This is a genomic window from Kouleothrix sp. 19917, assembly GCF_057073505.1.
The window spans coordinates 8,603,627-8,616,179 of record NZ_CP097099.1 but is presented as its reverse complement, the minus strand read 5'-3'; the positions used below and the strand labels follow the sequence as shown (position 1 = coordinate 8,616,179).

Here is a 12,553-nt window from a genome sequence, read left to right as displayed (position 1 = left end):
GAGCAACTGTAGCTGTGAGCGCGTAATCCGCGCCATCGTGCCAGCCTGCATAAGGGTTTCTTGCTCAATCCCGACTTGCCCGAGGCGCACAAATCCGTTCGTCGCACATAAGGAGAACGTTCATGCCACAGCGTAGCACCTTACTGATTTCTGCTGCCATCACCGTTTTTCTGCTGGTGGTGATTGGCGGCGTGGCGGCGCGCATCGCCACCCAGCCGGCCAAGCAGCCCGTCGCCGCAGCGCCCACACCAACGTTCGCGCCAACAGTGGTTCCCACCGACCCGCAGGCCGACCTGGCGGCACAGCTTGCCACGCGCGAGGCCGAATACCAGCAGCGCCTGGCCGAAGCCAACGCGCGCATTCAGCAATCGAACGAAGAGCTCAACCAGGCCTACCAGAAACAAGAAGACCTCGCCAGCGCACTCGATCAGTCCTATGCACAGCAGCAGGCGCTGGCCCAGCAAGTTGCCGCACCGGCTAAAGCAGCCGCGCCAACTGCGGTTCCGCCACCGCCCGCGCCAGCCGCGCCGACCGCAGTGCCCGCCCCCGCCTACGCCATCTCCGCCGATCAGGCCGCCGCGATTGCGCTGGGTGCTGCTTCTGGCGCACAGCTCGTGCGATCGCCCGAGCTTGTCAACTTTGAAGGCACGCCTGCCTACGAAGTCGCGCTCAGCACCGGCATGATCTATGTTGATGCCAACAGCGGGGGTATCCTTTTCAATGGCACAGCCCAGATGGTTGCATCGCAGCCAGCGCCGCAGCGCAGCGACGACCACGGCGATGACCACGGCGGCGACGACCACGGCGGCGACGACCACGGCGGCGACGACCACGGCGGCGACGATTAGCAGAACATGACAGCAAGAATAGCGAGCAGATAATGACGCAAACCAAACCATCTCGGCAGCCAGGCGGCGCGCCCGGCGCAAAACTGCTGATCACCACCACGGCGCTGGCTGCGACGCTGGGCGGCTGGGCAGCCATTGCGCGCCAGCAGCCCGAGCCGGTGGCGCAAGCGCAGCCCGAAGCCGCCCCTTCCACAGCGCCGGCAGCAGCGCCACGCCCGCATCGAGAGCTTGCGCCCATCCCAACGATTGTGCCGCTGGTGCAGCCCCGCGACGTTGCAGTGGCGCGCCCGCCATCGATCAAAATACCCGCCCCTCGCCCTGCGAATACGCAGCCCGCGCCAGCAGTTCCGGCTGCCGCCCCGGCTGCCCAGCCCGTCGCGGCACCACCGCCAGCTGCCCCACAACCGCTCCGCTCGGTGAATGCCCCCGCTGCGCCGGCCCAGCAGCCTGTCGCCCGCACGCGCTCGTCGCGCTAGAAGGAGTGATGCTATGAACGAGGATAAAGCGGCGCGGCTGGCGGCCATTCGCGAACGCAACGCAGCAAAGCGCGCCGATGAAGCGCCAGCCGCCGGCACAGGCACGCGCACAACCATCTACCAGCCCGCGCCTGCGCCCAACGACACCTTCACCGACCTGCCGCCCGCAATGGCGCTGCATACCCTCCTGCTTGTGCTGCTCGCCAGCGCGGCCGGCGCGCTTGCTGCCGCAGTTGTGCTGCCTAGCTGGCTGCCACATCTCAGCGAATCACTGCTTGGCCCCGAGCCAAAAGCCTACTGGTACCTTGCGCGCGCGAGCGCATTCGTCGCCTATGGCCTGCTCTGGCTTTCCATGATCCTGGGGCTGACCATGACGAACAAGCTCGCGCGCGTGTGGCCGGGCGGGCCGGTCGCCTTTGATCTGCATCAGCACGCGAGCCTGCTGGGCCTGGCGTTCGCGCTGTTTCACGCCCTGGTGCTGCTTGGCGACCGCTATATTGGCTACACGCTCCCACAGCTCCTCATGCCCTTCGCCAGCACGGCCTACAAGCCACTCGAAGTTGGGCTGGGGCAAATTGCTGTGTATCTGCTCGCGCTGGTCGGGTTAAGCTTCTACGTGCGTGGCCTGATTGGCCGAAAGCTGTGGCGCAGTATCCACTTCCTGAGTTTCGCGCTCTTCTTCCTGGCCCTGCTGCATGGCATCGGCAGTGGCACCGACAGCGCAGCACCATTTGCAACGATCTTTTACTGGGCCACGGGTGGAACTGTGCTTTTCGCCACGGTATACCGCGTGCTGGTGGCAGCGCCAAGCCCGGCGCGGGCCTAGCAGGAATATGCGCGCAGCAAAAAGCCGGTGCTTCCCTTTGCAGAAAGGGAAGCACCGGCTTTTTGTTCAAGGAACAGGCGCTAGTCGTCGAAGCGCCCATAGACAGCGATGCGCTGCTGCTCAAGCACGCGGTTGAGCTGATCGGGCTCGATGATTTTGTTGCGTATCAGCAAGCTTCCAAGCGCGGCACGCTGGCCTTGCAGGCCCAGGCGCATTTGCTCAGCCAGCACGCTTTCAAGCTGCGCCAGCGTTATCACGCCTTCGGCCACCAGGTACTCGCCCAGAAATTTCGGGGTTTTCTGGCCGGGCTGGCGCAGTTTTGCGTGCAGCTGGGCCACCAGCGCGCCAGCCATCTGCTCAGGCGTGATCCAGCCATTCTTCAGCAGAATATCGCCCAGCTGAGCAAACTCGCCGTGGCGGCGCAGCATTCGCTGCTGGCGCAGGGCTTCTTGCAGCTGATCGGCAGTGATGGCCTCGCACTTGATCAGATACAGGCCAATCTGCCCCGCCGATTTCAAGTTCTTCTCAGCCATCAGGCTATTTCCTGCCAGCATCTGCCGCAGGCGCAGTGCCTCGATGCCATCTTTTGCGGGACGGTTGGCGGGGTCGAGCAGGAGCACGCGCTCGTAGCATTCGCGCTGGTAGCGAGTGTCTTCGGCAAGCTTGCCAAGCCATAGCCATGCGTCAACCGACTGCGGGTCGCACAGAAGGGCGGCTTTGATGAGCTGATATGCAGATTCGCGATCGCCGCGGTAGAAGGCTTGTGCGGCGGCCGAAATGTGAGTGGCGGCAGGCGGCAGATACGTCACGGTATCCTCCTTTGAGCAGTTTGCGGCACCATCCGATGCCATAGGGCCAGAGTATAGCCGTGCGCCATAACCAATCCATTACCAAGCGCCAGGCTGTGTGATGGTACAATACGGGCTATGAACATTCTTTCGCTTGAAGCGATCTCAAAACAATTTGCCGACCGCCCATTGCTGGAGCAGGTGACGCTTGGCCTCGAAGCCGGCGAGCGCGTGGGCGTGGTTGGCGTGAACGGCAGCGGCAAAACCACGCTGCTGCGCATCATTGCGGGCGCGGAGCAGGCCGACAGCGGGCGCATCAGCATGGCGCGCGGCCTGCGCGTGGCCTACCTGCCGCAAAACCCGCAGCTCGATCCATCGCTCACGGTGCTGGAGCAGATCTTCCAGGGCGAGGCGCCCGAGATGCAGCTGCTGCGCGCCTATGAGCAGGCCGCCGCCGCGCTGGCTGCCCACCCTGGCGATGTTGCGCTGCAGGCGCGCGTGGCCGAGCTGGTGGGCCAGATGGATGCCAGCGATGCATGGGGGGTGGAAAATGATGCGCGAACCACGCTCAGCCGCCTGGGTATCAGCGAACTGGGCGCAACCATTGGTACGCTTTCGGGGGGCCAGCGCAAGCGTGTGGCAATGGCCAGCACGCTTATTAATCCCGCCGATCTGATTATCCTCGACGAGCCAACCAACCATATTGATATCGACACGGTTGCGTGGCTCGAAAGCTTCCTGGCGCGCACCAGCGCGGCGCTGCTGCTGGTGACGCACGACCGCTATTTTCTCGACCGGGTGGTGACGCGCATGCTGGAGATCGACCACGGGCGTGTGTATTCATACCCGGCGAACTACAGCCGTTTTCTTGAGCTGAAAGCCGAGCGCGCCGAGCAGCAAGCCGCCGACGAAGCCCGCCGGCAAACGATTTTGAGAAAGGAATTGGTCTGGCTGCGACGCGGCGCGCAGGCGCGCACCACCAAGCAACAAGCGCGCATCGACCGGATTGGCGCCCTACAGGCCGACCAGCCAGCGCCGCAGGAAAGCGCGCTTGAGATCAGCGTGGCGGCGCGGCGCATCGGCAAGCGCGTGATTGAGCTGCAAGGCGTTGGCAAGCGCTTTGCGGAACGCACGCTGGTGCGCGATTTAAGCCTGAGCATTGGACCACGCGACCGGGTGGGAATTATTGGGCCGAATGGCAGCGGCAAAACCACGCTGCTGAATATGATCGCCGGGCGGCTCCAGGCCGACGCGGGCAGCCTGCTGGTGGGCGAAACCGTGCACCTGGCCTACTACGACCAGGAAAGCGCCGGGCTGGATGAAGCGCAGCGTGTGATTGATTATGTCAAAGAAGCGGCCGAGATGGTGCGCACTGGCGAAGGCGCGCTGATCACGGCGGCGCAAATGCTTGATCGCTTCCTGTTCGCGCCAGCGATGCACTACACGCCGATTGCGCGCCTTTCGGGTGGCGAGCGCCGGCGGCTGTACCTGCTGCGCACGCTGCTTGCCGCGCCGAATGTGCTGCTGCTCGACGAGCCAACCAACGACCTCGACATTCAGACGCTGGCGGTGCTGGAAGATTACCTCGACGAGTTTCCGGGCGCGCTGATCACCGTTTCGCACGATCGCTATTTTCTCGACCGCACAGCGGAACGACTGCTGGTGTTCGAGGGCGCGGGCGCGGTGGCGGAATACCCCGGCAACTACAGCGCCTACGCCGAGCGCCAGGAAGCTGAAAGCGCCCGCGCTGCCGCCGCCGCAAGGCCCGCGCCAGCGCCCGCGAAGTCTGCCGCACCGCCGCCCGCGCGCCCGCGCAAGCTTTCGTTTAAAGAGGCACGCGAATTGCAAGAGCTGGAAGGGACGATTGCCCAGCTCGAAGCCGAGCAAGCGCAGCTGCAAGCCGAGATCGGCACTGTGGCGGGCGACTACCAGGCGCTGCAGCGGCTGACCGCCGCGCTCGATAGCGTGAGCAGCCGGCTGGAAACGTCGTTTGAGCGCTGGAGCGTGCTGGCCGAGATTGCAGAAGGCGGCAGCTGATGACCACAACGGATACCTTGCTCAACCGCTACCGGCGCATACGCCTGCTGGGCAGCGGCGGTTTTGGCGCGGTGTATATGGCCGAGGATCTGCGCCTGGGCCGCACGGTTGCGATCAAGGAAATGGATTCGCGCAGCCTCGCGCCCGACGAGCAGGCGATCTCCGAGCAGATGTTCGAGCGCGAGGCGCGTATGCTGGCCTCGCTCGATCACCCGGGCCTGACGCGGATCTGGGATTATTTTCAGGACAATCAGCGCGCCTTTCTGGTGATGGAGTACGTTCCCGGCCATACCCTGCGCGAGGAGCTAAACCGGCGCGGCGGGCCGCTCGACGAGCCGTTTGTGATTGAATGCGCGCTGCAGCTGTGCAATGTGCTGCATTACCTGCACACGCGCCAGCCGCAGGTGATTTTCCGCGACCTGAAGCCCGCGAATGTGATGGTGGTGGCGCAGCCGGCCAGCCCGAACGGCCACGACGCTGCCGATACGCCACTGTTCCGCCTGATTGATTTCGGTATTGCGCGCATTTTCAAGCCCGAGCAGACCGGCGACACCTTAATTATTGGCACGCCAGGCTATGCGCCACCCGAGCAGTATGGCCGCGGCCAGACCGACGCGCGCAGCGATATTTACAGCCTGGGCGCGACGCTGCACCAACTCCTTTCGGGCCAGCCGCCAGCGAGCGTGCCACCGCCGCCAATTCTTTCGCTCAACCCGGCCGTTTCGCCCGCGCTGGCGCGCATCCTCACGCGCGCGACGCAGGCCGAGCCAGCCGACCGCTACCAGACCGTGGACGCAATGCGGCGCGATCTGCTGGCGCTGCGGGTGGCGAATGTTGCGCAGGCCGCCCCAATGCCACAGCCAGCACCACGGCTGGCACATAAGCCCGCGCCACGCGTGGCCACGCCCGCGCCCGATTACCAGCCGCGTGTTGCTGCGCCGCTGCCCGCGCCAGTAACCACGCCACGCCGGCCGCGCCAGGGTGCATCGCCGCTGATGCTGATTGTTGGCGTTGCGCTGCTGGGAATTATTGGGCTGGGCATGCTGGGGCTGCGCGCCTTTGGGCGGCTCAGCGGCGACGCGACGCCCCAGCCGACGGTTGCGCCCGCCGCGCGCGAGTGGACACTGCCCGGCGCGACAGGCACGATTGCGTTCGGCCAGCAGCCCGTCGGTGGCGGCGGCTTCGATATCTGGGCAGCAACGCTGGATGGCAGCACGCCGCGCCGGCTCACTAACGACCAGCGCAGCTACAGCCCGGCGTGGTCGCCCGATGGCGCGCAGCTGAGTGTGACGCACGGCAACGATATGTATGTTGGAACCGGGCAAAATCCGCTGTTTCAGCTGCTTGATCTGGGCGGGCTGACGGCGCGCTACCCGGCGTGGTCGCCCGACGGTACGCGGCTGGCGCTGGCGACGAAAAATGGCAACGAGCCCTGGCGGCTGGCGATCTATGATCTGAACAGCGGGCAGCTGAGCTTCCCCGATGCGCCCACAAACATTGGCGGGCTGGCGTGGGCACCCGGCCAGCGCCTGATATTTGCTGCGCCCAGCGCAGCCGGCCAGCCGCAGGATATTTTCATGCTCGACGCAACCGGCAGCGCCGCGAATATTACGAATACGCCCGACGCGGAAGAAGATTTGCCGGCGTGGTCGCCCGACGGCCGGCGCGTTGCGTTTACCACCAGCGCGCCCGGCGCAAGCAACCTGAACGCGCGCCAGATTGCGGTGATGAACAGCAACGGCGGCGGGCGCACGCTGCTCACGGCGGGCAGCGGGCCGCACACGGATGCGGTGTGGTCGCCCGACGGCGCGTGGATCGCGTATGTGGCGAAGGAAAATAGCCCCGACTGGCAGGTGTGGGCGATGCGCGCCGACGGCAGCGAGCCGCGCGTGCTGACCTTTGGGCCGGAGCGGAAATTCTATCTGAGCTGGGGGCCGTAGGGCAGGGGTCAGGAATCAGGGATCAGAAGCTTGATTTCGAACCGAAAGCTGCTTTGGTAAAACAACGTTTCTATACTACGATGCACCGTATTCATACCTTACTCACTCACACCATTCCACGCACGCCCGCATTTGCCACTCCTCATTTCCGCCGACACGAGTACTTTTAGCGCGTCGCAACGCCGTTTCGCGCAACTCACAATGCTTGTTTCCTTGCAGTATTGCACCTCTGGGCGCGCACACATTCTTTACCCGCGCGTAACACAGCCATCGTCATCTGATAGACACCTGACAAACTTATGATATAATCGCGCAGTCGCGACGCAGGCGACACCGTCTCCACGAGATGGTGTGAAGCTGCATAGCGCACTGCAATCGCATTTCTGCCCGCCTTCTTCCGTATTGCAGCGCTATGGTTCGCTGGCCGCCCCGAAGCGTGCCGGCCGCTCACGCTGTCGTTGAAAAGAAAGGCGTGTATGAGACAATGGTCGCACCTTGTCCGTGCCAGAACGCTAGCCTGGCTGCTAGCTCTATGTAGTATCGGCGCAACGCCGCTCGCACCCGCACAAGCCGCAACACTCCCTACCCAGATTGCTGGCACACACCTGAATACCCGCACCGCCGATGATGGCACGCTCGCGCTGGAGCCGAACGCACCACCCGCGCCCGCCGTCTATGGCGCATATTCCCACTTCGGCACCGTTCTTTCCACACCGCAGGCCTCCAGCTTTTTCTTCCAGGCGCTTCACCTTGGCTACACCGCCGACACCCCGGCTGGTAGCGCGCTGCGCATTGATGTGCGCGGCAGCGCCGACGGCCAGCGCTGGACGGAATGGGAAGTTGGCCTCGCGAATGGCGGCCGTGCCACCTTTACCCGGCCAGTGCGCTGGGCGCAATACCGCGCAACGCTGCTGGGCAACCCGCACGCGCTGCCCAGTGTGCGCGACATCGCCATAGCGCCCGAGCGCGGCTCGGCGCTGTTTAGCGCAATGGACGAGCCGGTAGCGCCAACATGGAAGCTGCGCGCCACGCGCATGGGCATGGTGGGCGGCCACACCGCCAACGGCCACCGCATCACCAAGCGCGACCATTTTGTGTCGCTGCCGTCGTGGCGCTCGCTTTCGCCCGAGGGCACCAGCCAGTACACCGTGCGAATCACCTACAACGGGCGCAGCTCGGTTGCGCCGGTGTATGATGTTGGCCCGTGGAATGTTCACGACGATTACTGGAATGCCGACCGCGAGCGTTTCAAAGACCTGCCGCAGGGCTGGCCGGAAGACCACGCCGCCTACTACGACGGCTACAACAACGGTCGCGCCGAAAAGGGGCGCGTGCGCTTCCCCACCGCCGTAGATATTGGCGATGGCGTGTGGTGGGACGACCTGGGCATCAAGGGCGACCAGGCCACGGTTGAAATTACCTTCCTGTGGATGGGGCGCGACCCGCTGGCCGAACCGCCACCGCCGCCCGCGCCGCCTGCGGAAGCTGCGCCCGCGCCTGCTCCACCGCCCGAACAGGCTGCCCCGCCGCCCGCGCCGCCTGCGGAAGCTGCGCCCGCGCCTGCTCCGCCACCCGAACAGGCTGCGCCGCCACCAGCACCGCCTGCGGAAGCCGCGCCAGCACCCGCGCCGCCGCCTGCGGAAGCCGCGCCCGCGCCACAACCTGCGCCAGAAGCAGCGCCACCACCACCACCGCCACCCGCCGAGTTCGTGCTCGACACAAAAAATGGCGGCTTCCACGCGCAAGCCGCAATTAAATGGTACGACGGGCCAAAAGGCTGCGGCACGAATGGCGCGGCGCTGTGGACCTATTCGACGCCAAACGCAGCCGAAAGCGAGAACAGCGCGGTATGGCAGCCAGCCCTGCCCGACGAAGCACTCTACGATGTGTATGTGAACATCCCAAGCTGCAAAAGCAAAAAGGCGGCAACTGCCAGCGCGCGTTACTTTGTGCGCCACCGCGACGGTACCCAGGAGATTGTGATCGACCAGGGCAAGGCGGCGGGGCAGTGGGTGTTGCTGGGGCGCTTCCCATTCCGCGCCGGCGATGGCGGCTCGGTCGAGCTGCGCGATGTGACGAACGACAGCCTGCGCACAATCTGGTTTGATGCAGTAAAATGGGTGCGCGTGCCATAACCGCTCCCCGCAACTGCACATTCACGTAGAAGCACGAGACGGCCCCGAGCGGGCCGTTTCGCCTTGAAGAAAGCGAAGATCATGCATATTCTTGTTACTGGCGGGGCCGGCTACATTGGCAGCCACACCTGCGTTGAGCTGCTGAATGCGGGCCATCGCGTCACTGTGGTGGATAACCTCGACAACAGCAAGTACACCGCCATTGCGCGCGTGCACGAGCTGGCCGGCCGCGAAGTCGAGTTCCACAAGGTCGATCTGCTCGACCGCGATGCGCTGGATGGAGTGTTTGCCGCCGCGCCAGTCGACGCGGTGATCCATTTCGCCGGCCTGAAGGCGGTGGGCGAGTCGGTGGCGAAGCCGCTGCGCTACTACCACAACAACATCACCGGCACGCTGATTCTGTGCGAGCTGATGGCGAAATATGGCGTAAAAAGCCTGGTGTTCAGCTCGTCGGCCACGGTGTATGGCGACCCGCAGCGCGTGCCGATTCACGAGGGCGACGCGCTTCAGGCGCTGAACCCCTACGGGCGCACCAAGCTGATGCTGGAGGAGATTTTGCGCGACGTGGCGGTGGCCGACCCGGAGTGGCGGATTGCGATTCTGCGCTACTTCAACCCGGTTGGCGCGCACCCCAGCGGGCGCATTGGCGAAGACCCGAACGGCATCCCGAATAATCTGGTGCCGTTTATTGCGCAGGTGGCGGTAGGCAAACTGCCCGAGCTGCGCATCTTTGGCGACGACTACCCAACGCCCGACGGCACGGGCGTGCGCGATTACATCCATGTGGTCGATCTGGCGATTGGGCACCTGAATGCGCTGAACAAGCTGGCCGAAAAGCCGGGCGTGCTGACCTACAACCTCGGCACCGGGCGCGGCTACAGCGTGCGCGAAGTGCACGCCGCCTTTGAGCGTGCCTGCGGCAAGAGCATCCCCTACCGCGTCGTGGCGCGCCGCCCCGGCGACAGCGCGGCCTGCTATGCCGACCCGGCGCTGGCGAACCAGGAGCTGGGCTGGTCGGCGGTGCGCGATATCGACGAGATGTGCGCGGATGTGTGGCGCTGGCAATCGAACAACCCGAACGGCTACGAGGAATAACTGTCTGGTTGCGGGTTGCGAGTTGCAGGTTTGCGAGTTGCAGGTTTGCAGGTTGCGGGTTGCGAGTTGCAGGTTTGCAGGTTGAAAGTTCCGGAGTTCTGCAGCATTGCGAGGCCCCGGTTCTGCGGTTCTGCGGTTCTCGGTTCTCGCCCTTCGATACGCGCTGCGCGCTACTCAGGACGAGGTTCCTGACCATATTCTGCGGTTCCTGGTTCTGCGGTTCTGCGGTTCTGCGGTTCTGCGGTTCTGCGGTTCTGCGGTTCTCGGTTCTCGCCCTTCGATACGCGCTGCGCGCTACTCAGGACGAGGTTCCTGACCCTATTCTGCGGTTCCTGGTTCTGCGGTTCTTGGTTCTGCGGTTCTGCGGTTCTGCGGTTCTCGGTTCTCGGCTCTCAGGGATCGCACTGCAAAGCCACGGGATCATCGGCGCTGGTGCGGCAGAGCGGCAGGCCAGGGTTGTCGCGTGTGAGCGCATCGGCCCAGCTGGTATCGGCAGCGGGGCTTTCGGCCAGCACGAGCGTGGGATACACAGCACGGAGGTTGGCGCGGTACCACGCAAAATCTAATAATGGATCAACCATCACCACCAGGTCGGGGCGCTGGCGGAGCGCGTAGTGCGCATACCAGACGGGGAAGGCGTCGCGATCTTCGCTGGTGAGCACGAGTGCGCCGGGCGGGGCCGCCGCCATCACGCGCTCGGCAAATTCGATTGCGCGCCGGTCGTGGCTGGCATCGACCGTGGGCAGGGTGGCGAAGGCGTGCCAGCCCGCCCAGGCCAGCAGCGCCAGCGCGGCCACGGCCGGCGCGGCGGGCCAGCGCCCGAGCCAGCGCAGCGCGGCAGCCAGCCCCAGCCCAAGCCAGATCGCGGCGATCAGAAAGGCGGGAATGAGGTAGGGGTAGGAGTCTTCGGTGTTGTAGAAGATCGCGAAGACGGCGTAGAGCAGCGCCACGGCGACGCTGAGCGCGAGCCACAGGTGCGAGCGGGCGCGGCCGTAGAGCAGGCCGAAGATCGCCAGCAGCACGCCCGCCACACCAAACTGCTCGCGCAGCAGCGCAGCCGCCGCCGCGACGCGCCCGCCCGCTTCGCTGAGCGGCAGGCCAAAGGCCAGCGGGCGGTAGATTGTGCCCGAAACGACCCACCAGAAGCCCGCGAGGTCGTGCGGGCTGCCCCAGTTGATAGGAGGGTGGGCGGCGGCGCGAATTGGCAGGTAGAGGTAGACCAGCAGACCTGCGCCGGCCCACAGGGCGCGCTCGATCACGCGGGCGCGCTCGTTGCGCCGCATGTCGGCGGCGGCGCAGGCCACGAACCACAGCGCCACCACCAGCCCCGCAGTGATATGCACGCCCATCGCCAGGCCCACCAGCAGCGCGCCGCCGCGCCGCAGCCACGCGGGTTCGGCTGCGTCGTCGCGCTGAGCGCGGGCAGATAACCACAGCGCCAGCGCGAGCAAGGCCGCGTTGACGCTATACACCTCGGGGATGACCGACTGCGACCACAGCACGGGCGCGAGGCCCAGCAGCAGCGTGGTGAAGGCAATTGCGACGCGCGCGGGCCAATTGCGCGCGCCGGGAATGAGCTCGCGCGCGGCCAGGCCCGCAAAGAGCGCGGCCAGCACGCCCCCCAGCGCCGACAGCAATGCCACGCGCCAGCCAGGATCGCCAAATGGCAGCGCCAGAAACAGCCGCGCCAGCAATAAATACGTTGGGTAGCCAGTGGGATGTGCCACGCCAAGCGTTGCCGCCGCCGCCACGAGGTCGCCGCTGTCGGCGCCGTCGTTGGCCCAGGTGATGCCGGGCGCGAGCGTGCGCGCATAGGCGAGGGCGATGATGATCGGCGGCGCGAGCACGAGGGCGCGCGCGGCGATACGCAGGGCAAGCGCAGGGCTTGCGGCAGTGGTGGGTTGGTTCATCAATATTTACAGAGCTTTGTGCAGCGGCGCTGGGTTGCATTATAGCGCGAGAAGCTGGCAGCAATTGTTTCTTGCTGTAGCTGTTTTAACCGTTGTTGCTCGGGCCGCAAGGCCGCAGGGGCTGCCCGCCCCTGCACCCCGGCCAGGGCTTTCGCCCTTGGAACCTAACTATTAGGATCTGTACCTGTTATACCGCTTGTTGCTCGGGCCGCAAGGCCGCAGGGGCTTCCCGCCCCTGCACCCCGGCCAGGGCTTTCGCCCTTGGAACCCAAATTTTGTGTGGTCGGACACAACAACGATTGTGTGTCATGCCTCTGTTGTGCTTGCCGATGGCAGCATATGATTTGAGATGTACCACTTTCAATAGTTGTTGCTCGGGCCGCAAGGCCGCAGGGGCTGCCCGCCCCTGCACCCCGGCCAGGGCTTTCGCCCTTGGAACCTAACTATTAGAATCTGTACCAGTTATAACGCTTGTTGCTCGGGCCGCAAGGCCGCAGG

General features: G+C 65.1%; 9 protein-coding genes. 7 read left to right on the top strand and 2 right to left on the bottom strand.

Features of this window, described 5'->3' with window-relative positions; genetic code table 11:
• Positions 1 to 122 precede the first annotated feature (122 nt).
• From M1P90_RS34685 to M1P90_RS34675, 3 genes are read left to right on the top strand one after another with little or no spacing between them, the layout of a single operon-like run.
• Positions 123 to 848, top strand: coding sequence for a PepSY domain-containing protein (locus M1P90_RS34685; RefSeq protein WP_483700509.1), 726 nt, complete (start codon positions 123 to 125; stop codon positions 846 to 848).
• A 32-nt stretch (positions 849 to 880) separates the two neighbouring features.
• Positions 881 to 1,324: a hypothetical protein gene (locus tag M1P90_RS34680; RefSeq protein ID WP_483700507.1), complete on the top strand. Its 444-nt coding sequence runs from the start codon at positions 881 to 883 to the stop codon at positions 1,322 to 1,324.
• 13 nt (positions 1,325 to 1,337) lie between these two features.
• Entirely contained in the window at positions 1,338 to 2,150 is an 813-nt protein-coding gene (locus M1P90_RS34675; protein ID WP_483700505.1) for a ferric reductase-like transmembrane domain-containing protein, read from the top strand.
• 80 nt (positions 2,151 to 2,230) lie between these two features.
• Here M1P90_RS34675 and M1P90_RS34670 read toward each other — a convergent pair whose 3' ends face one another.
• On the bottom strand, positions 2,231 to 2,959 hold the full coding sequence (locus M1P90_RS34670) for a cyclic di-GMP-binding domain-containing protein, MshE-related (protein ID WP_483700503.1): 729 nt from the start codon (positions 2,957 to 2,959) through the stop codon (positions 2,231 to 2,233).
• 117 nt (positions 2,960 to 3,076) lie between these two features.
• Between M1P90_RS34670 and M1P90_RS34665 the strand changes: the two genes are divergently transcribed.
• The 4 genes from M1P90_RS34665 to galE all read left to right on the top strand — a co-directional run bounded on the left by M1P90_RS34665 (position 3,077) and on the right by galE (position 10,145).
• Positions 3,077 to 4,975: an ABC-F family ATP-binding cassette domain-containing protein gene (locus M1P90_RS34665; RefSeq protein ID WP_483700501.1), complete on the top strand. Its 1,899-nt coding sequence runs from the start codon at positions 3,077 to 3,079 to the stop codon at positions 4,973 to 4,975.
• On the top strand, positions 4,975 to 6,915 hold the full coding sequence (locus M1P90_RS34660; RefSeq protein WP_483700499.1) for a WD40 repeat domain-containing serine/threonine protein kinase: 1,941 nt from the start codon (positions 4,975 to 4,977) through the stop codon (positions 6,913 to 6,915). Before M1P90_RS34665 ends, M1P90_RS34660 begins: the two co-directional genes overlap by 1 nt.
• A gap of 476 nt (positions 6,916 to 7,391) precedes the next feature.
• Positions 7,392 to 9,050 (top strand): golvesin C-terminal-like domain-containing protein, encoded by a 1,659-nt coding sequence (locus M1P90_RS34655; protein WP_483700497.1) that lies wholly within the window; start codon positions 7,392 to 7,394, stop codon positions 9,048 to 9,050.
• 81 nt (positions 9,051 to 9,131) lie between these two features.
• Entirely contained in the window at positions 9,132 to 10,145 is a 1,014-nt protein-coding gene (gene galE / locus M1P90_RS34650; protein ID WP_483700495.1) for a UDP-glucose 4-epimerase GalE, read from the top strand.
• Positions 10,146 to 10,537: 392 nt separating this feature from the next.
• Here the strand turns inward: galE and M1P90_RS34645 are convergent, their stop codons facing one another.
• Positions 10,538 to 12,055, bottom strand: a complete 1,518-nt coding sequence (locus tag M1P90_RS34645; protein ID WP_483700493.1) for a protein O-mannosyl-transferase family — start codon at positions 12,053 to 12,055, stop codon at positions 10,538 to 10,540.
• Positions 12,056 to 12,553 lie beyond the last annotated feature (498 nt).

Coding starts and splice junctions, on each gene's coding strand:
- M1P90_RS34685 (WP_483700509.1), top strand. CDS start 123: ATGCCACAGCGTAGCACCTTACTGATTTCTGCTGCCATCACCGTTTTT.
- M1P90_RS34680 (WP_483700507.1), top strand. CDS start 881: ATGACGCAAACCAAACCATCTCGGCAGCCAGGCGGCGCGCCCGGCGCA.
- M1P90_RS34675 (WP_483700505.1), top strand. CDS start 1,338: ATGAACGAGGATAAAGCGGCGCGGCTGGCGGCCATTCGCGAACGCAAC.
- M1P90_RS34665 (WP_483700501.1), top strand. CDS start 3,077: ATGAACATTCTTTCGCTTGAAGCGATCTCAAAACAATTTGCCGACCGC.
- M1P90_RS34660 (WP_483700499.1), top strand. CDS start 4,975: ATGACCACAACGGATACCTTGCTCAACCGCTACCGGCGCATACGCCTG.
- M1P90_RS34655 (WP_483700497.1), top strand. CDS start 7,392: ATGAGACAATGGTCGCACCTTGTCCGTGCCAGAACGCTAGCCTGGCTG.
- galE (WP_483700495.1), top strand. CDS start 9,132: ATGCATATTCTTGTTACTGGCGGGGCCGGCTACATTGGCAGCCACACC.
- M1P90_RS34645 (WP_483700493.1), bottom strand. CDS start 12,055: ATGAACCAACCCACCACTGCCGCAAGCCCTGCGCTTGCCCTGCGTATC.